Origin of the sequence: Sphingomonas sp. (assembly GCF_026460985.1) — a bacterium.
Classification (GTDB): domain Bacteria; phylum Pseudomonadota; class Alphaproteobacteria; order Sphingomonadales; family Sphingomonadaceae; genus Sphingomonas.
Window position 1 is genome coordinate 25,059 of the sequence record NZ_JAPKNM010000053.1, and the last position, 20,784, is coordinate 45,842.

At 66.2% G+C, this 20,784-nt stretch carries 11 protein-coding genes and 1 pseudogene; 6 read left to right on the forward strand and 6 right to left on the reverse strand.

Annotation, left to right across the window (positions count from 1 at the left end):
• The first annotated feature begins 194 nt into the window (after positions 1-194).
• Positions 195-1,415 carry an integrase arm-type DNA-binding domain-containing protein gene (locus tag MT490_RS08740; RefSeq protein WP_297386090.1) on the forward strand — a complete coding sequence of 407 codons (1,221 nt, stop codon included), beginning with the start codon at positions 195-197 and terminating at the stop codon, positions 1,413-1,415.
• Between the two features lie 411 nt (positions 1,416-1,826).
• Here MT490_RS08740 and MT490_RS08745 read toward each other — a convergent pair whose 3' ends face one another.
• Positions 1,827-2,000 (reverse strand): hypothetical protein, encoded by a 174-nt coding sequence (locus MT490_RS08745; RefSeq protein ID WP_297386091.1) that lies wholly within the window; start codon positions 1,998-2,000, stop codon positions 1,827-1,829.
• A gap of 57 nt (positions 2,001-2,057) precedes the next feature.
• Between MT490_RS08745 and MT490_RS08750 the strand changes: the two genes are divergently transcribed.
• Positions 2,058-15,734, forward strand: coding sequence for an autotransporter-associated beta strand repeat-containing protein (locus tag MT490_RS08750; RefSeq protein ID WP_297386093.1), 13,677 nt, complete (start codon positions 2,058-2,060; stop codon positions 15,732-15,734).
• 517 nt (positions 15,735-16,251) lie between these two features.
• Positions 16,252-16,392: a hypothetical protein gene (locus MT490_RS08755; protein WP_297386095.1), complete on the forward strand. Its 141-nt coding sequence runs from the start codon at positions 16,252-16,254 to the stop codon at positions 16,390-16,392.
• Between the two features lie 77 nt (positions 16,393-16,469).
• Here the strand turns inward: MT490_RS08755 and MT490_RS08760 are convergent, their stop codons facing one another.
• Both MT490_RS08760 and MT490_RS08765 read right to left on the reverse strand, forming a co-directional pair.
• On the reverse strand, positions 16,470-16,673 hold the full coding sequence (locus MT490_RS08760; RefSeq protein ID WP_297386096.1) for an AlpA family phage regulatory protein: 204 nt from the start codon (positions 16,671-16,673) through the stop codon (positions 16,470-16,472).
• A gap of 272 nt (positions 16,674-16,945) precedes the next feature.
• A complete protein-coding gene (locus MT490_RS08765) occupies positions 16,946-17,128 on the reverse strand; it encodes a hypothetical protein (RefSeq protein WP_297386098.1) in 183 nt (60 codons plus the stop codon).
• Positions 17,129-17,273: 145 nt separating this feature from the next.
• Here MT490_RS08765 and MT490_RS08770 point away from each other — a divergent pair, with 145 nt between their 5' ends.
• On the forward strand, positions 17,274-17,897 hold the full coding sequence (locus MT490_RS08770; protein ID WP_297386100.1) for a hypothetical protein: 624 nt from the start codon (positions 17,274-17,276) through the stop codon (positions 17,895-17,897).
• Positions 17,898-17,911: 14 nt separating this feature from the next.
• Positions 17,912-18,199 (forward strand): sigma factor-like helix-turn-helix DNA-binding protein, encoded by a 288-nt coding sequence (locus MT490_RS08775; protein WP_297386102.1) that lies wholly within the window; start codon positions 17,912-17,914, stop codon positions 18,197-18,199.
• Here MT490_RS08775 and MT490_RS08780 read toward each other — a convergent pair.
• Together MT490_RS08780 and MT490_RS08785 are read right to left on the reverse strand one after the other, a co-directional pair.
• Positions 18,164-18,445: a conjugal transfer protein TraD gene (locus tag MT490_RS08780; RefSeq protein WP_297386103.1), complete on the reverse strand. Its 282-nt coding sequence runs from the start codon at positions 18,443-18,445 to the stop codon at positions 18,164-18,166. The two genes, MT490_RS08775 and MT490_RS08780, sit on opposite strands and share 36 nt — an antisense overlap.
• 22 nt (positions 18,446-18,467) lie before the next feature.
• Positions 18,468-18,770 (reverse strand): conjugal transfer protein TraD, encoded by a 303-nt coding sequence (locus tag MT490_RS08785; protein ID WP_297386105.1) that lies wholly within the window; start codon positions 18,768-18,770, stop codon positions 18,468-18,470.
• 172 nt (positions 18,771-18,942) lie between these two features.
• Between MT490_RS08785 and traA the strand changes: the two are divergent.
• A pseudogene (traA, locus tag MT490_RS08790) lies at positions 18,943-20,514 on the forward strand (Ti-type conjugative transfer relaxase TraA); the annotation flags it as partial.
• Here traA and MT490_RS08795 read toward each other — a convergent pair.
• Positions 20,504-20,755 carry a transposase gene (locus MT490_RS08795; protein WP_363321739.1) on the reverse strand — a complete coding sequence of 84 codons (252 nt, stop codon included), beginning with the start codon at positions 20,753-20,755 and terminating at the stop codon, positions 20,504-20,506. The pseudogene traA and the gene MT490_RS08795 overlap by 11 nt on opposite strands.
• Positions 20,756-20,784: the final 29 nt, after the last annotated feature.

Sequence of the window (20,784 nt, forward strand, 5' to 3'; positions counted from 1 at the left end):
ACACGGGTTCGATTCCCGTAGGGGTCACCAACAAGCCCTCCCAGAGGGTGCCAAAAGATGCCATAAACGGCTGTTTTCTGCGGTTTTTCTGTGGTATAAGCATCTCAATCGGATCGGCTGGATACCACCAGATACCAGCATTTTGATGGTATGTTCGATGGTAGCCTGCCGGTCACGGATCGGGAGATACCATCATGGCCCTGACCGCCCTCGCGATCAAAAGCGCCAAGAGTCGCGCCAAGTCCTACAAGCTCGCGGATAGCGACGGGCTCTATCTGTTGGTGACGCGCTCAGGCGGCCGCTGCTGGCGCATGAACTATCGCCACCTCGGCAAGCAGAAGACGCAGGCGTTCGGCACCTGGCCCGACACGAGCCTTGCCGACGCCCGCGAGCGCCGCGACGCGGCGCGCAAGGTGCTGGCGCGGGGCGACGATCCGGCCGAGCAGATCAAGCTGGAGCGCATCGCGGCGACCGTGGCAGCGTCCAACAGCTTCAAGGCTGTCGCCGATGAATGGCTGACCAAGGCTGAGAAGGAAGGCCGTTCGGCCGTCACGATGAAGAAGCTGCGCTGGCTGCTGGACTTCATCAACGAGTCGATGGGCAAACGCCCCATCGCCACGATCTCCGCGCAGGAACTGCTGATCATGCTGCGCAAGATGGAGAGCAAGGGAAAGTACGAGACGGCCAAGCGGCTCCGCAGCACATGCAGCCAGGTGTTCCGCTACGCCATCGCCACGGCCCGCGCCGAGCGCGACGTTGCCGCCGACCTGCGCGGCGCGCTGATTGCCCCCAAGCCGGTCCACCGCGCCGCAATCACCAGCCCCAAGGAAGCGGGAGGCCTGCTTCGCGCCATCGAGGCGTTCGAAGGGCATCCCAACACCAAGGCGGCACTGCAGCTCTTGCCGCATGTGTTCGTGCGGCCCGGCGAACTGCGTCATGCCGAATGGAGCGACTTCGATTTCGACAAGGCGCTGTGGACGATCCCGCCGCACAAGACCAAGATGCGGCGGGCGCATACCATCCCCCTCTCCCGCCAAGCGCTCGCCATCCTCGAAACTATCGAGCACGACGCGGAGTATAGTCGTTTCCTGTTCCCCTCCCTACGGTCAGTGGATCGGCCGATGTCGGAGAACACGATCAACGCGGCGCTGCGGCGCATGGGCTTCGCTCAGGACGAGATGACCGGCCACGGCTTCCGGGCAATGGCGGCGACGCTCTTGAACGAGATGGGTCTATGGCATCCCGACGCGATCGAGCGCCAGCTCGCCCACTCCGACAACAACGCCGTCCGTCGAGCCTATGCCCGAGGCGAATATTGGGACGAGCGCGTCAAGATGATGCAGCACTGGTCCGATCATCTCGATTTCCTCCGCGACGGCGCGAAGGTGCTCAAAGGCAAGTTTGGAAAGGCATGAAGGCGGCTGTAGTCGACGGGTCCTAGGTCTCGAACTGGGCCGCTTGCTGTTCATCAGTTTTCAGGTTTGGGGTCGGAGAAGCGGATGTTCGTTCAGCCTCATTGGCGGGCGACCGCTAACGACCCGATTGCAGTTGCCTGGTCACGATAGCTGGTCGCCGCCAAATAACAGGGCTTGGAGGAACACGTTCCGCGCGCGGATCGGCGGCCCAGGGGACCACAAGCTTCGACAGGCCAGCCTTGGCGTTTCTTACGCGTCTACAAGGGGTTTACCCCGATATTCAGCAAGAAACAGAAATATATTATGGCAGTATCATCTTCGGAGTGCCGCCAGTGATAGAAAGCCATTCAACAGCACTAAATCATTCAGCTTTTATGGCAGAAGTAGGTACAACTTTTATTCAAAGTTCAATCAGACGCGCAATGCAAGATGAACGATATTGCATACCGCAATCATGATTCGAATCATAAATACCTTAGGCATCCCTCGCTTGTCCAATAAATTTCCTAGCACGTATTTCATCTTCACTACTGATTTTGCCTTCCGACCGGCTACCGCCGGGCCGTAGTTGTCGCCGCGCAGCATTTCACGGCGAGTACAGGGCGCAGGACGCTAGCGCCCGACCAACAGGAGGCCGGTGCCATGCGATCGAATCATGGCGTGAACATCGCGATTGCCTCAGGTCTCGCCCTCGGCGCGTTCGGCGCCGTGCCGGCCCTGGCGCAGGAAGTCATCGACGGCGGCCAGACCGTCTCCGTTCCCGGAACGCAAGTCTCGCCCTGGAACATCGGCAACACGCTGACCGTCGGCAGTTCGGGCGAAGGCACGCTCGACATCACGAGCGGCGGCACGGTCACCAACACCGAGGGGCAGGTCGGAGTCAATGACGGCTCTTCGGGCACGGTGACCGTGACCGGCCCGAACGCCAGCTGGACCAATAACGGCAATCTCTTCCTCGGCTATGGCGGCGAGGGAACGCTCACCATCGCCAATGGCGGTACGGTCGACAGCACGCTCTCGACGTTCATCGGCCGAAGCGCGACCGGCGTCGGCACGGTGACGGTGACCGGCGCGGGCTCGACGCTGACCAGCACGCCGGGCGGCGTCTTCATCGGCTATGGCGGCCGGGGCACGCTCAATATCCTCGACGGCGGCGCGGTCATCAGCCGTCCCTCCACGATCGGGGAAAGCACTACCGGATCGGGCGAGGTGCTCGTGTCCGGCGCGGGTTCGACCTGGACCATCGACGTGGTCAGCACCACCTCGCTCGGCCTGGCGATCGGCAACCAAGGGTCGGGCCTGCTGACGATCAACGACGGCGGCGCGACCAATGTCGGCTCGGTCGCGCATATCGGCAGCGTCGCGGGTGCGTCGGGCACGCTGATCGTCGACGGCGGCAGCTGGACCGACCAGGGTCTGTACGTCGGTCAATATGGCCAGGGCACAATGGAGGTCACCGGCGGCGGCACGGTCGACAGCTATTACGGCCATATCGGCCGCCAGCTGGGCTCCACCGGCACGGTGACCGTATCGGGCGCGGGCTCGACCTGGACGACCCATACGAGCGCCACCTCGGTCGGCCTCTATATCGGCAACCAAGGTACCGGCACGCTCGCGGTCAGCAGCGGCGGCGCGGTCAGCACTGCCGACGTCCATATCGGCAGCGCCGCGAGCGGCTCGGGCACGCTGACCGTCGGCACCGGCGGCTCCTTCGGCAGCGGCAGGACCTATGTCGGCCATACCGGGACGGGCGTGCTGACGATCAGCGGCGGCGGCGCCGTCAGCAATACCGGCGTCGGCTACGTCGGCTATGCGAGCGGATCGTCGGGCACGGTGACGGTGACCGATGCCGGTTCGCGCTGGGCCAACAGCAGCAGTCTCTATGTCGGCAACAGCGGAGCGGGCGTGCTCACGATCAACGGCGGCGGTGCGGTCAGCAATGCCGCCGGCATCATCGGCAACGCGAGCGGAACGTCGGGTACGGTGACGGTGGCCGGCGCCGGTTCGAGCTGGGCGAGCAGCGGCATCCTCTATGTCGGCAGCAGCGGAACGGGCGCGCTGACGATCAGCGGCGGCGGCGCGGTCAGCAATACCTACGGCCGCATCGGCTCTGCGAGCGGATCGTCGGGTACGGTGACGGTGACCGGTGCCGGTTCGACCTGGACCAACAGCAGCGCTATCTCCGTCGGCCAGAACGGGACGGGCGCACTGACGATCAGCGGCGGCGGCGCGGTCAGCAATTACACGGGCGCCATCGGCGATGCGAGCGGATCGTCGGGCACGCTGACGGTGACCGATGCCGGTTCGAGCTTGACGACCGGCGGCTACCTCTATGTCGGCCATACAGGGACGGGCACGCTGACGATCAACGGCGGCGGCACGGTCAGCAGTACCTACGGCCGCATCGGCTATGCGAGCGGATCGTCGGGCACGGCGACGGTGACCGGTGCCGGTTCGAGCTGGACAACCGGCTCCTTCAATGTTGGCCATACCGGGACGGGCGCGCTGACGATCAGCGGCGGCGGCGCGGTCGGCAGCGGCACAAGTCATATTGGCTCCTCTGCCGGTTCCTTGGGCACTGCGACCCTGACGGGCAGCGGCTCACATTGGACGATCAGCAGTTCGCTGACCGTTGGCAATTCTGGCGAGGGCAGGCTCTCGATCCTGAGCGGCGCGACGGCCACGAACACTTCTGGTACCATCGGGAACGCCTCAGGCGCCCTCGGAACGGTAACGGTCGACAACGCGCGCTGGATCAACAGCGGCATCGTCAATGTCGGCCAGGTTGGGACGGGCGCGTTGACGATCAGCGGGGGCGGCGCGGTCAGTAATGCGGCGGGCTACATCGGCTATTCGAGCGGATCGTCGGGTGCGGTGACGGTCACCGACGCCGGTTCAAACTGGACCAGCAGCGGCGACCTCTATGTCGGCCGGGGCGGGACGGGCGCATTGACGATCAGCGGCGGCGGCGCGGTCGGCAATACCGCCGGCTACATCGGCTATGCGAGCGGATCGGCGGGTACGGTGACGGTGAGCGATGCCGGTTCGCGCTGGACCAGCAGCAGCGGCCTTTATGTCGGCTCGACCGGGACGGGGGCGCTGACGATCAGCGGCGGCGGCGCGGTCGGCAATACCGCCGGCTACATCGGCTATGCGAGCGGATCGTCGGGCACGGTGACGGTGACCGATACCGGTTCGAGCTGGACGAGTAGCGGGCAGCTCCAGATCGGCCGGGGCGATGACGGAGCGCTCTCGATCCTGAACGGCGCGACGGTCAGCAGCGTCGGCGGCGGCTTCGTGGGCGTCGACGACACCGGGACTGGAACGGTGACGGTCCACGGCTCTGGTTCGGTCTGGACCAGCAGCAACAATATCCTCGTGGGCTATAACGGCACGGGTACGCTCACGGTCTCTGGCGGCGGCCTGGTCGAGAACCCCAACGGCTTTATCGCCGCTTATGCCGGCTCGACCGGCGCGGCGACCGTGACCGGGCCGGGTTCCATCTGGAGCAACACCAATACGCTCCGCCTGGGCTATCAGGGAACGGGCACGCTCTCGATCGTCGATTCCGGCCGCGTGACCGCCCCGGGCGGCGTGACCGTCGCCGAGATATCGGGCAGCACCGGCACGCTGGAGGTCGCGAGCGGCGGCCTGCTCGAAACCTTCGCGCTGAGCGCGGGTAGCGGCGCGGCGCAGGTCACCTTCAATGGCGGCAAGCTGCTCGCGCTCGGCGACAATATGGCCTTCATCACCGGCTTCGCGAGCGGCGCGCTGGACATCGCCACCGACGGGCTCACCCTCGACACCGCCGGCTACACGGTCGCGACCGACCAATCGGGTTTCAGCGGTGCGGGCGCCTTCACCAAGTCGGGAAGCGGCACGCTCATCCTCCTGGGCGACAACAGCTACGCCAGCGGCACCACGATCAATGAAGGCACGCTCCAGATCGGCGACGGCGGTACCACCGGCAGCATCACCGGCGATGTCGCCAACAACGCCGCGCTCGTCTTCAACCGTTCCGACGATATCGACTTTTCAGGCATGATCAGCGGCACCGGCATCGTGACAAAGGCGGGCACGGGCATCCTGACGCTGGTCGGCGACAGCAGCGGCTTCGACGGCGCGACTTCGGTCGCGGCGGGCACATTGATGGTCGACGGCAGTTTGGGCGGTACGGTCGACATCGCCTCGGGTGCTTCGCTCGGCGGTATCGGCACCGTTGGGGGCACCGCGACCATTTCCTCCGGCGGCACGCTGATCGGCCGCCAAGGCGAGACGCTCAGCTTCGGCAGCGACTTGGTCCTCGCGAGCGGCGCAACCGTCGACGTGTCGCTCGGCGCATCGGGGACCACCGGGCTGTTCGACGTTGCCGGCAATCTGACGATTGACGGCCAACTCCACATCACTGACCTCGGCGGCTTCGGCCCCGGGCTCTACCGACTGTTCGACTATGCCGGCGCGCTCACCGACAACGGCCTCGCGATCGGCACCGTGCCGACCGGCACGTCCGCGAGTGATCTCCTGGTCCAGACCTCGATTGCCCAGCAGGTCAACCTCGTCAATACGAACGGGGTCACGCTCAACTATTGGGACGGCGACGACACCAGCCTCCACAATAATGGCGTGATCGACGGCGGCGACGGCGTGTGGAACCTCGCCAATGCCAACTGGACCGATTCCGGCGGCGCTTTCGACGCACCCTGGTCCAACGGCGGGTTCGCGATCTTCACCGGCCAGGCGGGCACGGTGACGGTGGACGCCAGCCTGGGCGCTCTCTCGGTCAGCGGCGCACAATTCGCGACCGACGGCTATCGACTTCAGGGTGGCGCGATCACGATCACGCTGCCCGAAACCATCTTGCGCGTCGGCTTCGGGGCACTCGCTGGAGCAAGCGTGACCGCGACGATCGCGTCCGAGTTCACCGGATCAGGCGGTCTGGAGAAAACCGATTTCGGCACGCTCATCCTCGCCGGAACCAACAGCTACACCGGCGGTACCCTCGTCAGCGAAGGCACGCTCCAGCTGGGCGATGGCGGCGCCAGCGGATCAATCCTCGGCGATGTGGCCAACAACGGCATTTTCGCGATCGACCGGTCCGACAGCGTCACCTTCGCCGGCACCATCTCGGGAACCGGCGGCTTCCGTCAGGCCGGCACCGGCACGACCATCCTCACTGCCGACAACAGCTATACCGGCGGCACGACGATCGCCGCGGGCGCGCTGCAGATAGGCGATGGGGGCACCACGGGCAGCATCACCGGCGACGTCGCCAACAATGCGGCGCTCGTCTTCAACCGCTCGGACGATTTGGCCTTTTCGGGTGCGATCAACGGTACGGGCAGCGTGACCCAGGCCGGTGCCGGGACGACCATCCTCACCGGCGACAGCAACTACACCGGTGGCACGACGATCACGGCGGGGACGCTGCAGATCGGCGATGGCGGAACGACCGGTAGCATCACCGGCAACATCGCCAATAACGTAGCCCTTACCTTCGACCGGTCGGATGATCTCACCTTCGACGGCGTGATCAGTGGCGCGGGCACCATGACCCAGGCCGGCAGCGGCATCCTGACGCTGACCGGCGACAGCAGCGGCTTCGGCGGAAGCACGATGGTCGCGGCGGGCACGCTGCAGGTCGACGGCAGCTTGGGCGGCACGGTCGATGTTGCCTCAGGCGCCTCGCTCGGCGGCATCGGCACCGTCGGGGGCACCGCGACCATTGTCACGGGCGGCACGCTGATTGGGCGGCAGGGCGAGACGCTGAGCTTCGGTAGCGACCTGGTCCTCGCCGGCGGCGCGATCGTAAACGTCTCGCTCGGCGCGCCGGGAACCACCGGACTGTTCAACGTGGCAGGGAACCTGACCATCGACGGCCAGCTCGACATCACCGATCTCGGCGGTTTCGGACCCGGCCTTTACCGGCTGTTCGACTATGCGGGCGCGCTCACCAACAACGACCTCGCGATCGGCACCCTGCCCGCTGGCACCGCCGCGAGCGATCTCCTCGTCCAGACCTCGGTCGCCCAGCAGATCAACCTCGTCAACACGAGCGGCGTGACGCTCGACTATTGGGACGGCGACGATACCGGTCTGCACAATAATGGCGTCGTCGACGGCGGTGACGGGGTCTGGAACCTCGCCAACCCCAACTGGACCGACTCCGGTGGTGCGTTCGACGCACCCTGGGCCAATGGCAGTTTCGCGATCTTCACCGGCCAGGCGGGCACGGTGACCGTCGACGCCAGCCTGGGCGCTCTCTCGGTCGGCGGCGCACAATTCGCGACCGACGGCTATCGGATCCAAGGCGGTGCGATCACGCTCACGCTGCCCGAAACCATCCTGCGCGTCGGCTTCGGGGCGCCCGGCGGTGCCGGCGTGACCGCCACCATCGCCTCCGCGCTCACTGGTTCGGGCGGGCTGAGGAAGACCGATTTCGGCACGCTCATTCTCACCGGTGCGAACGGCTACACCGGCGGCACCGTGATCGGGGAGGGGACCCTCCAGCTTGGCGATGGCGGCACTAGCGGATCGATCCTCGGCGACATCGTCAACAACGGCATTTTCGCGATCAATCGATCCGACGGCTTCACCTTCGCCGACACCATCTCGGGAACCGGCGCGTTCCACCAGGCAGGCACAGGCACGACGATCCTCACTGCCGACAACAGCTACACCGGCGGCACGGCGATCGCCGCGGGCGTGCTGCAGATCGGCAGCGGCGGCACCAGCGGATCGATCGTCGGCGATGTCCTCAACAACGCCGCGCTCGTCTTCAACCGCTCGGGCACGCTCGCCTTGGACGACGCGATCAGCGGCACCGGCACCGTGACTCAGGCCGGCACCGGAACGACTGTCCTTACCGGTGACGGCAGCTACACCGGCGGGACGATAGTCACCGCTGGCACGCTCCAGATCGGCGACGGCGGCACCACCGGCAGCATCATTGGTGATATCGCCAACGACGCCGCGCTCGTCTTCAACCGTTCCGACGATATCGGCTTTTCGGGCATGATCACCGGCACCGGCACCGTGACACAGGCGGGCACGGGCATCCTGACCTTGACCGGCGACGGCAGCGGCTTCGGCGGAAGCACGACGGTCGCGGCAGGCACGCTGATGGTCGACGGCAGCTTGGGCGGCACCGTCGACATTGCCTCAGGCGCCTCGCTCGGCGGCATCGGCACCGTCGGGGGCACTGCGACCATTTCCTCAGGCGGAACGCTGATCGGGCGCCAGGGCGAGACGCTGAGCTTCGGCAGCAACCTGATCCTCGCCGACGGTGCGATCGTCGACATCTCGCTCGGCGCACCTGGGACGGTGGGACTGTTTGACGTGGCGGGGAACCTGACCATCGACGGCCAGCTCGATATCAGCGACCTCGGCGGCTTCGGCCTCGGGCTCTACCGGCTGTTCGACTATGCCGGCGCGCTCACCGACAACGGCCTCGCGATCGGCACCGTGCCCGCTGGCACCGATGCGAGCGACCTGTTCGTCCAGACCTCGATTGCCCAGCAGGTCAACCTCGTCAATTCGACCGGCGTGACGCTCAATTGCTGGGACGGCGACGACACGAGCCTCCACAATAATGACGTGATCGACGGCGGCGACGGGGTATGGAACCTTGCCAACCCCAATTGGACCGACTCCGGCGGCGCGTTCGACGCACCCTGGGCCAATGGCGGGTTCGCGATCTTCACCGGCCGGGCGGGCACGGTGATGGTCGACGCCAGCCTGGGCGTGCCCATGATCTCGGGCGCGCAATTCGCGACCAGCGGCTACCGAATCCAGGGCGACGCGATCGCCCTCGCGCTGCCCCGGACCACCCTGCGCGTGGGCTTCGGCAGCCGCAGCGGCGCCAGCGTGACCGCCACCCTCGCCTCCGAGCTGACCGGATCGGGCGGGCTGGAGAAGACCGACTTCGGCACGCTCATCCTCACCGGCACCAGCAGCTACACCGGTGGCACCTTCGTCAGTGAAGGCACGCTCCAGCTGGGCGATGGCGGCGCCAGCGGATCAATCCTCGGCGATGTGGCCAACAACGGCATTTTCGCGATCGACCGGTCCGACGCCTTCACCTTCTCCGGCGCCATCTCCGGAACCGGCGGCTTCCGCCAGGTGGGCAGCGGCACGACCATCCTCACTGCCGACAACAGCTATACCGGCGGCACGACGATCGCCGCGGGCACGGTGCAAATCGGCAGCGGCGGCACCACCGGATCGATCGTCGGGGATGTCCTCAACAATGCCGCGCTCATCCTCAACCGGTCGGACGATCTGGCCTTCGGGGGCGCGATCAGCGGCACGGGCAGCGTGACCCAGTCCGGCAGCGGCACGACCATCCTCACTGGAGACAGCAGCTATACCGGCGGCACCACGATCACGGCGGGGACGCTGCAGATCGGCGACGGTGGCACCACGGGCAGCATCACCGGCAGCATCGCCAACAACGCCGCGCTCGTCTTCGACCGGTCGGACGCGCTTGTCTTCGGCGGCGTGATCACCGGCACCGGCACCGTGACGCAGGCCGGCGCGGGGACGACGATCCTGACCGGCGCCAACAGCTACACCGGTGGCACGACGATCGCCGCGGGGACGCTTCAACTTGGCGACGGCGGCGCCACCGGGAGCATCACTGGCGACGTAGCCAACAACGGCGTGCTTCTGCTCCGCCGGTCGAATCTCTACAGCTTCGCCGGCACGATCAGCGGCGCCGGAAGCGTGGTCCAGGCCGGAACGGGGACGACCGTGCTCACCGCCGCCAACAGCTATTCGGGCGGTACTCTAATCGAGGGCGGAACGCTCTCGGTGGGATCCGACGCCAATCTCGGCGCGGCGTCAGGCGGGCTCACCTTCGACGGGGGCACGCTGCTGAACACGGCCGCCTTCACCTCCACGCGCGCGGTGACGCTCGCCAACGGCGGCGGCACCTTCCAGACCGATGCCGACCTGACCTTATCCGGCGCCGCGACCGGCAGCGGCGAATTGACCAAGACGGGAAGCGGCGCCCTGATCCTCACCGGCACGAACGTTTATACCGGCGGCACCGTCATCGCGGCCGGAACGCTCCAACTGGGCAATGGCGGCGCCGGAGGCTCGATCACGGGCGACGTCGCGAACGGCGGGACCTTGGTCTTCAACCGCAGCGACGCGCTGAGCTTCGCCGGGGAGATCTCCGGCATCGGCAGCCTCGTCCAGCTAGGAACGGGGACCTCCACCCTCACCGGCATCAGCAGCTATACGGGCATGACGCGCGTCGAGGCGGGGATGCTCGTCCTGACTGCACCCACCGCGATCGCGCTCAGCCCGGTGTCGATCGCGGCGGGCGCGACCTATGCGCTCGATTTCAGCGGCGCTCCCGCGAGCATCCTCTTCGAGAACGCCTTAAGCGGTGCGGGGCTGATGCGCGTCGATCTGGGCGACCCGACCAGCTTCCTCGTCTTCGGCAGCAATGCGGGATCGGCGTTCACGGGCACGGTCGCGCTGGAGCGCAGCAGCTTCGATCTCGCGGGCGACAACACTGCCGCGCTGACCAACGCAACACTGCGGCTCGATGCCGGCAACACCACCCGGGTGGATATCGGCACCCAGGCGATCGGCAATCTGACGCTGAACGGCGGCACGCTGATCTTCCCGGCCGAGCTGCCCTCCGACGCGCTTTCGCCGGGAATCATTCAGGCAGGCACGCTGACGTTCACCAGCGGCGTGGTCGGAGTGACGGTTCCCCGGCCGGCAAATATCCCGGGTGGAGTCCCCGCGCCGAACGCGAGCCTGCTCCAGCAGGACGACACCGTGACCGCCTGGCTGGTCCAGGCCAGCAACGTCGTCGGCAGCGCGAGCAGCCTGACCCTGGTCGACCAGAACGGCAGCGCCGTCGGCCAGACCGATGTCGACATCGCGCAGAACGGCGATGTCGTCGCGATCGGCAGCTATGGCTACAACCTTACCAGCGGCGCGGCCAATGACGGCCTCTATGTCGCCTACGGGCTGAGCCGGCTCGACCTGCAGGCGGGGCAGATGCTGACTCTCTCGGGCGACGACGGCACCGCGGCGGGCTCCGAGCTGCATGCGCTGGTGACCGGCAGCGGCAACCTCGCGATCGCGGCCGCCGACACGATCACGCTGAGCAACGCGGCCAACGCCTATACGGGTACGACGCAGGTCCTCTCCGGCACGCTGGCGCTGGGAACCGACCATGCGCTGGGGCTGACTTCGCTGCTCGCGATCGAGTCCGGCGCCACGGCGGACATCGACGGCAGGACGCAGGCCGTCGGCGCGCTCGACGTGCGCGGCACGCTCGCGCTGGACGGCGGCAACCTCAGCGTCGCCAATGGCGGCACTTCGACGGGCTCGCTGAACGGCGGAGGCAGCCTCAACCTGACGGGCGGGACGCTCGCCATCCAGGGCGCCAACGCACAACTCAGCGCGAGTGTCACCATCGCCTCGGGAGCGGCCGTGATGCTCACCGACGTGCAGGGGCTTGGCACGGGCGCGATCGCCGATGCGGGCATGCTCACCCTCGACGGTGCCAGCGGCACCCTCGCCAATGCGCTGAGCGGCGCAGGCGGCGTCGCCCTGACCAACGCCGCGTCGGTGACGCTCGGCGGCAACAACAGCGGCTTCTCCGGCCTGTTCGCCATCGCGCAGGGCACCAGCCTCACCGCCAGCCTGCCGCAGCATCTGGGCACTGCCGCCATCCAGGACGACGGAAACCTCACCCTCGATACCGCGAACGACTGGACCTTCGCCAACATCGTCAGCGGCACCGGCGCGCTGACCAAGGCGGGGAGCGGCACGCTGATCGTGACCGGCACGAACAGCTATACCGGCGGCACCACCATCGCAGCTGGAACGCTCCAATTGGGCGATGGCGGCACCACAGGAACCATCGTCGGCGACGTCGTCGACAACGGCATGTTCGCCTTTGATCGCAGCGACGCAATCACCTTCGCCGGCGCGATCTCGGGCAGCGGTAGCCTGGCGCAGCGGGGCACGGGCACCACAATCCTTACCGGCGCCAACAGCTACGTGGGAGCGACGCAGGTCGAGGCCGGGACGCTCGTGCTGGCCGCCCCTTCCGCGGTCGCGCCCGGACCGGTGTCGATCGCAGCGGGCGCCATCTATGCGCTCGATTTCAGCGGCGGCCCCACGAGCTTCCTCTTCGGAAATGCCCTGACCGGATCGGGGCTGATGCGCGTCGATCTAGGCGATGCGGCCAATATCTTCGCGTTCGGGAGCAGCGCCGGCTCGGCCTTCGCCGGCACGGTCGCGCTGGGGCGCAGCAGCTCCGCCCTCTCCGGCAACAACACCACAGCGCTCGCCAATGCGACGCTGCGGCTCGATGCGGGCAACGTAACGACGGTCGGTGCGGGCACCCAGGCGATCGGCAACCTGATTTTCAACGGCGGAACCGTGGTCTTCCCCGTGGCCCTGCCTCCCGACACCATCTCGTCGGGCCTGATCAGTACTGGCACGCTGACGCTGACGAGCGGAACGGTGGAGGCGTCCGTCCCCGAGCAGGCGCCCGTCACATGGAACGGCATCGGCCCCGCCTCCACGCTGCTTCAGCAGGACGACATGATCGTCGCGCAACTGATCGCGGCCCAAAGCGTCGTCGGTAGCGCCAGCAACCTGACGCTCGCCGACAGCGACGCCAGCGGAGTCGAGGAGGCATTGGTCGACATCGTCCAAAACGGCAATGTCGTCGCGATCGGCAGCTATGGCTACAATCTCACCACGGGCCTGGAGGACGACGGACTCTATGTCGCTTATGGCCTGAGCCAGCTCGACCTGCGGCCCGGCCAGACCCTGACGCTGCTGGGCGACGACGGGACGGAGGCGGGCTCGGACCTGCACGCACTGGTGACGGGCAGCGGCAACCTCGCGATCGCTGCCACCGACACGATCACGCTCGGCAACACGGCCAACGACTATACGGGTACGACACGCGTCACCACGGGCACGCTGGCGCTCGGCGCCGATCGGGTATTGGGACTGACTTCGCTGCTCACGGTCGATGCCGGCGCGACCGCCGACATCAGCGGAATGACGCAGGAAGTGGGCGCACTCGACGTCAGCGGCACGCTCGCGCTCAACGGCGGCACCTTGGCGACGAGTACAATGCTCGGCGCGGGCACGCTGCGCACATCCACCGGCGGCAATGTCGCGCTCGCAGGCGGGACGCTGACGATCGTCAATGGCGGCGCGACGGCGGCGGGCACGCTGAGCGGCGTTGGCAACCTCAACCTGACGGGCGGAACGCTCAGCATCAACGGCGCCAATGCGCAGCTCGGCGCGAGCATCGCCATCGCCCACGGGGCTGCCGCGACACTCACCAATGCGCAGGGGCTTGGCACGGGACCGATCGCGGACGCGGGCACGCTCACCTTCGCCGGCGCCAGCGGCACCTTCGCCAACGCGCTGAGCGGTGCAGGTACCGTCGGCTTGACCAACGCCGCCTCGGTGACTTTGGGCGGCAACAATAGCGGCTTCTCCGGCGTGTTCGCCATCGCCCAAGGCACCAGCCTCACCGCGAGCCTGCCGCAGCATCTCGGCGGGAGCACAGTCCAGGACGACGGGCGGCTCGTCATCGATACCGACACCGATTGGGCGCTCGCGAGCCGTGTCACCGGAATCGGCAGCCTGACGAAGCAGGGCACGGGCGCGCTCACCATAACCACCAACGAGACCTATTCTGGCGGCACGATCGTCTCCGAAGGCACGCTGATCGTGGGGACGCCCACCAGCACCGATGCGACGCTATCCGGCGGCGGGGACACCTATGTCGCCTCGGGCGCGACGCTCGGCGGCTATGGCCGCGTCCACGGTACGGTGACCAATGAAGGCACGATCGCCGTCCGCGATGCCCTTGCCCACTTTACCGGCCAGGCGAAGGGCGCGTTCACGATCAACAGCGGACTTGTGAACAACGCGCTCGCGCAGATCGCGGGCGACGGCATCGGCAACCGGCTCATCGTGTCGAACTATGTCGGCGGCGCCGGCAGCATCGTCGCGATCAATACCGAACTCGGTGACGATGCTTCGCCCTCGGACATGCTCGTGATCGACGGCGGGACCGCGACCGGCAGCTCAGGCCTGCGCGTCACCAATATCGGCGGCGCGGGCGCGCTCACCACGGGCGACGGGATCCGCGTGATCGACGCGATCAACGGCGCGACGACCGCGGCCTCGGCGTTCGGCCTGGCCTCGCCCGTCGTCGCGGGGCCCTACGAGTATTCGCTCTATCGCGGCGGGCTGACTGCGGGCGAAAATTGGTATTTGCGCTCCGCCCTCGATTGTTCGCTCGCCCCGGATAGCGCGCCCTGCCTCTCGACCGAAGAGGAGGAGGCGCCCGACTATCGCCGCGAGGATTCGCTCTATGCCGCGCTACCCTCCCTCACCCTGCTCTACGGCAGCGAGCTGATCGCGACGCTGCACGAACGTTCGGGCATGCGCGCGCCGCTGTCCTCGGCTTCGGGGCCGGCGATCTGGGGCCGCGTCGTCGGCGGGCGCGAGAAGCATGACGGCGACCCGCTCGGCATCTACGGCTCCGGGCCCGGCTTCAACTATGACTCGGTCGTGTACCAGGCCGGGATCGACTATCACCGCGCCGAGCACGATCGGCTCGGGGTCTATTTCGCTTATGGCCGGCTCGGCAGCAACGTCGACCATTATACTGGCGGTTTCGCGGGCGACGCGCGCCTCAAGGCCTATACGATCGGACATTATTGGACGCATGTCGGTGCGAGCGGCTGGTATATCGACGGCGTCGTGCAGGGGACCCGCTACGACCTGAAGGCATCGTCGCACCGCGGGCTCGCCGATCTCGAGACCGACGGCCACGGTTTCGCCGCCTCGCTGGAGGGCGGCTACCCGATCCGGCTGAGCAGCGACTGGTCGCTCGAACCGCAGGCGCAGATCGTCTTCCAGAAGGTCTCGCTCGACTCGGCGAACGACGGCGTATCGACCGTGCGCTTCCGCGACATACGGTCGCTCGCGGGCCGCATCGGCCTGCGCCTGTCGCACGATTTCACGGTGAACCCCGACGCCGCCGAGCCCGGCTCCGGCCGCGGCACCTGGTGGCTGCGCGCCGATCTGTGGAACGAATTCGAGAATGATCCGGTCACCCGCTTCTCGTCCGACGACGGCCCGGTCGACCTGGACAATGATCTCGGCGGTTTGCAGCTCAAGCTGACCACGGCCGTGAGCGCCGAAGTCGCGAAGGGGATCGATCTCTATGCGGGCGGCAATGTGCGATACCGGCTGGACGGAGACAGCTGGGGCTATCAGGGGTCGATGGGGCTGAAGATCGCCTTCTGACTCAGGGGATCACTCCCGAACTTGCGCTCCCGGACGCGCATGGGCGTACAGCAGATCGGAACCCTGGCCGGGCGTCGCAGGCGCAACCACCCAGCTCAAAAGCCGATCCGGCGGGCCTCTCGAGCCCGCCGCCAGCTATCGAGATGTCGCCTCTACGGCTTCGCGGGCGAGCGTCAGCACAAGTGCAACCGTATCAACCTCGTTTAAACGCTCTCCTGCGCCTTGCAGGGTGCGGAGATTGTCCGCCACGACATGCGAAACCGCGGCGAAGTGGCCATCAGCTATCAAGCGCGCCCGAGCCCTCGCACGTGCCTCCCTGAGTTCTTCTACCTCCACACCATCCTCCAACGTGTCACGAGATAAGCAGTGAGCATCCGATGGATCGTCGAACGGCCTTCAACGGAACGTGAAACATTTATCCTGATCCAGTTGCAAGAATAACCCCAAAAGAAATTCCGTTCCGGCCGACATTCTTCCTCGCGAGAGAGTACCCGCAGCAGGCAAGGAGCTACATGTCGTGAGCGAGCGCGAGTGGACAAGGCCGAAAGTCACAGCCGGACAGACGGCTTTTGTCGATGGCGATCCTCTTGCCGAGTTCATCCTCGACCTGAGCGAAGGTCCGCTTTCGAGGAGCGAGGATATCGTGCGGAATGACTGATCCTGGGGCGCGAAGCCACCTTCACTCGGCCGACATCTTGGCCGCGCGCTCGCCCCGGGAGAGCGCGGTAGCAGCCATCATTCTGCGCTATCACCTCGATAGGCCATCGGATCGGCGATCCAGCGGTTGATGGCAGACTCGTGCCAGCCGGCGCCGTGAATGCTGATCTTGACCTGCCGGGGAAAGGTGCCCTCACCCATCTTCCGATAGAGGCTCGTGCGGGAAAGCCCGGTGCGCGCGAGCACGGTCTTGAGACGGATGATCCTTTCGATGTTGGACATGGGCAATACTTCCATACTCGGGGTTAGCGAAGCTCCCCGGGGCAGGATCGATATCCTTGGGACGAAGCGCAAGAGTGCCAAAATCGGTGCGGGTGTGCGGTGGCGGTCTCTGGCGTCCCGTGGCGGCCCCTGTCGTCCAATGGCCGTGAAGGGAAATATTCCCATGCCGTCCCGGCAAGGGCAGATCGACTGCCGCCAGCTTTCAGCGCAGCCATTTCGTCCCAAACGCGAAGCGATTCCCGTACAGCGATTCGCGCCTGAATCAGACGGACCTACTGGGCTTCCTTCTTCTCTAGCTGATCCACTTCGCGCTCGACGACTTCACGAATAAACGCTGCCCGACGCTGCGGACCGACCAGCTTGTCGATGCGCTCGCCCAATCCCTCCGGCAAGCGGACCACAGTCGATTTCACCTTGAGCGGCGGCCTTCCCATGCCGCTGTCGTAGCCGGGCATTGGATGCGATCAATCGGAAGCTGAATAACCGATATCTCTTATTGCGAGTTTCTCGATAAAAATCTATATCCGATATCGGTTACTAAGCCGCAGGGCTGGGCTGCTTCCGACTCCGGTGCTGCGTCGATGCGATGAGGAATGGGCGATGACGGCGCTTGGTCTTCCAAACGGCGGTCCCGAGCCGCAAGCCACAACATCACGTAGATCCGTGCTGAGAGTACTGACGGCGCCGCTCGCAATTCCCGCAGGCGCAGTGGTCGCACCCGGGAGCGGCAGAATTGCTCCTCTGTTTGATGCCTATGGCGACGAGCCAGTTGCTCTGAGGCGAAGCCGCGCAGGGCGCCGTCTCAGCCGGTTCCGCTATCACAACGCCGAAGGCTTCTTTCTCGGAATAGAGAAAGGGATTGTACCGCATCCGACCGACAGGCTCTATCAGATCGGCATTGTGCTCCAGCTTGGGTTGAGTGCCCATCTGCTCGATGTGGGGTTCGCCGATTCATGGTGCGCCCGCCATATTGGCCTGAACGTCGCCAGATCGCTCGCCCACGCCAATGCAACCGGCCTCGGCTTCGAAACAACCGACATGGAATTGCTGGCGGCGATCCTCTCACCGTACAGCAAGTGGCGCAATGCGAGTTCGCGCGACGTAGCCCCCGACTTTCCGTTCTCCACCGGGGAACTCCGAATGCTGACACGGGCGCTGCTCGACCGCGTGCATCAGGTGACCGGTCATACGCGCCCACGTGGCTGGCAGCATCGCTTGCCGTGATGAGGGGACGCGCCATGGCTGCCTACGATGCGACCGTGAATCCCGATCCCGCCCGCGAGGTGATGGCGACAGCCGAGGAACTGGCACGGATGGAAGCAGCCCTGCTGACGCTGCCGCGTCTCACCCGCGAAGTGTTTCTGGCCCATCGGATCGACGATCTTAGTTATGCCGAGATCGCCGAAATCACCGGCCTCAGCCTGCGACAGGTCGAACGCAAGATGGCCGACGCCCTCTATGGTTTCCACTGTGCGCTGCAGGGCCGACCGTTACCCCGCAGACGGTGGTGGGGCTGGCGATGGTGAGACAGCCATCGCGCCGCTTTTCGTTTGTGCTTCGGCTTCGAACTCGCGCCTGCCGCGCCGCGCCCACAGCGCAAGCGCGTGATCGCGTTCCTCGCCTTGCAGATTGCCCGCGATCGACAGAAGCGCGCCATAGAGCATGGCGCGATCATCGCCGGTCAGTTCGACCAACCCTGCCTTCACGACCAGGCCGCCCAGCTCGATCAGATGCCGCGTGCGTTCCCGGCGCTTGACGACCCATTCGCGCATGTCTGCTCGTGCCTTCTTTGCCTCAAGCCGATGCGCCGCCGCCCTCGCGCTGCGCTCCGCCCTCCGGCTCCGCGCGAGGGCGGCGGCGAGGTTGGCGCGCGACGCGAAAGAACGCCGCGCCCGCCCTGCGCCAGCCCTCCTTTGTCGCGGCGTCTTTTGCATCCACCGCACTGATCAGTGCGCCAGCGAGCAGGTCAACATCAAGCGCGTCGGCGCCGGTCGCGGCCACCAGCTCACCAAGCTGGCGCACGCGGCGTTCCTTGAGTTGCTTCGCCTTGTCGGCGAGGGCTTTCAGTTCTGAATCGAAGTCGCTGGGCTTGCGCATCACGGTCTCCATTGCTGGGTGATGCGGTTGTGATAATAGAGTGCCGAGCGTAATGCTGTAGAGACGCCGGGACGATCTGACACTACGCGGTCCCTAACAGGAATTTTTCGTGTGAGGGCGCGCTTATACGTCGTGCCGACGTGGCGCTTGCGGTGTAAATGGTGTGATCGCCATGGCGATCTACCATTTCTCCGCCAAGATCATCTCCCGCGCCAACGGATCGTCCGCGCTCGCCTCCGCCGCCTATCGCTCGGCGTCGCGGCTCTATGACGAGCGGCTCGACCGTCATCACGACTTCTCGAACAAGGCCGGCGTCGTCCACTCCGAGGTGCTGCTGCCGGACGGCGCCCCCGAACATCTCTCCGATCGCGAGAAGCTGTGGAACGCGGTCGAAGCCGCCGAGCCGCGCAAAGATGCGCAACTCTCCCGAGAGGTGGAGTTCGCGATCCCGCGCGAGCTGGACCAGGCCGAAGGTATTCAGCTGGCGCGTGAGTTCGTTGAGCGAGAATTCGTGGCGGAGGGCATGATCGCCGATCTCTATGTACATTGGGACGTGGGCGCTGATGGCGAGCCCAAGCCGCATGCGCGTGTGATGCTCACGCTTCGCGACGTCGACGAGAACGGGCTCGGCAAGAAGAACCGCGACTGGAACCGCACCGACCTTCTGGAGAAATGGCGCGAACGCTGGGCCGAGCATGCCAACCAGCGGCTCGCCGAACTCGATATCGATGCGCGCATCGATCATCGCAGCTTCGAGGCGCAGGGCATCGATCTGGAGCCGCAGCACAAGATCGGCCCGGCGGCGTCGCGCATGGCAGCAAAGGGTCTCGACCTCGAACGCGTCGACGAGCATCGTGAGATCGCACGCTCGAACGGCGCGAAGATCATCGCCGACCCACGCATCGCACTCGATGCGATCACTCACAACCAGGCGACGTTCACGACGCGTGATCTCGCCATGTTCGCGCACCGGCATAGCGAGGGGAAGGACCAGTTCGATCGCGTGATGACGGCGGTGCGCGCATCGCCGGAACTCGTCGCGCTCGGCAAGGATGGGCGCGGCCAGAATCGCTTCACTACCCGGGAAATGGTCGAGACCGAGAAGCGGCTCGAGCGCGCCACTATCCGGCTGGAGGAAGGGCGGCGACATGGCATGGACGAGCAGCACCGCAAGCTCGCGCTCGTCCGTGCCGAGATGCGCGAGCTGGTGCTGACGAGCGAGCAGCGGAGCGCCTTCGAGCATGTCACCAAAGGCCAAGGGCTGGGCGTGGTCATTGGCTATGCCGGCACCGGCAAGTCGGCGATGCTTGGGGTCGCCCGTGAGGCCTGGGAGAGCGCCGGCTATTCGGTCCGCGGCGTGGCGCTATCCGGCATCGCCGCCGAGAATTTGGAGAGCAGCTCGGGCATCGCTTCGCGCACCATCGCCAGCATGGAGCATCAATGGGCCGAGGGTCGCGAGCTGCTGACCAACCGCGATGTGCTGGTGATCGACGAGGCCGGCATGATCGGCACGCGCCAGATGGAGCGCGTCCTGACCGAAGCCGAGAAGCGCGGCGCCAAGGTGGTGCTGGTTGGTGATCCCGAGCAGCTTCAGGCTATCGAGGCCGGCGCCGCGTTCCGCGCGACTGCCGAACGGCATGGCAGCATTGAGATCACTGAGATTCGCCGTCAACGCGAGGATTGGCAGCGCGACGCCACGCGCTACCTCGCGACCGAGCGAACAGCGGAAGCGATCAGCGCCTATAGGCGGTGCGGTCGAAGGGGATGGGTCGGGTGCGGCGAGCGCTGGAGGGGATGACCGCTTCGATTTGGCGCTGTTTTAGAAGCAGGCGGATGGCGTCGGTGTCGTAAGCCTTGTCGCCAAGCAGGCGGGCTGGTGCCGGGACGGTATCGAGGAGTGCGGGCGCGACGATGTTGTCGGCGGTGTTGCCGGGCGTCAGGATGAAGGCGACGGGTCGGCCGAAAGCGTCAGCCAGCGCGTGGATCTTGGTCGTCCGCCCGCCACGCGAACGAC

Coding starts and splice junctions, on each gene's coding strand:
- MT490_RS08770 (WP_297386100.1), top strand. CDS start 17,274: ATGACGGCGCTTGGTCTTCCAAACGGCGGTCCCGAGCCGCAAGCCACA.
- MT490_RS08760 (WP_297386096.1), bottom strand. CDS start 16,673: ATGTCCAACATCGAAAGGATCATCCGTCTCAAGACCGTGCTCGCGCGC.
- MT490_RS08750 (WP_297386093.1), top strand. CDS start 2,058: ATGCGATCGAATCATGGCGTGAACATCGCGATTGCCTCAGGTCTCGCC.
- MT490_RS08740 (WP_297386090.1), top strand. CDS start 195: ATGGCCCTGACCGCCCTCGCGATCAAAAGCGCCAAGAGTCGCGCCAAG.
- MT490_RS08765 (WP_297386098.1), bottom strand. CDS start 17,128: ATGCCCGGCTACGACAGCGGCATGGGAAGGCCGCCGCTCAAGGTGAAA.
- MT490_RS08745 (WP_297386091.1), bottom strand. CDS start 2,000: ATGCTGCGCGGCGACAACTACGGCCCGGCGGTAGCCGGTCGGAAGGCA.
- MT490_RS08785 (WP_297386105.1), bottom strand. CDS start 18,770: ATGCGCAAGCCCAGCGACTTCGATTCAGAACTGAAAGCCCTCGCCGAC.
- MT490_RS08780 (WP_297386103.1), bottom strand. CDS start 18,445: ATGCGCGAATGGGTCGTCAAGCGCCGGGAACGCACGCGGCATCTGATC.
- MT490_RS08775 (WP_297386102.1), top strand. CDS start 17,912: ATGGCTGCCTACGATGCGACCGTGAATCCCGATCCCGCCCGCGAGGTG.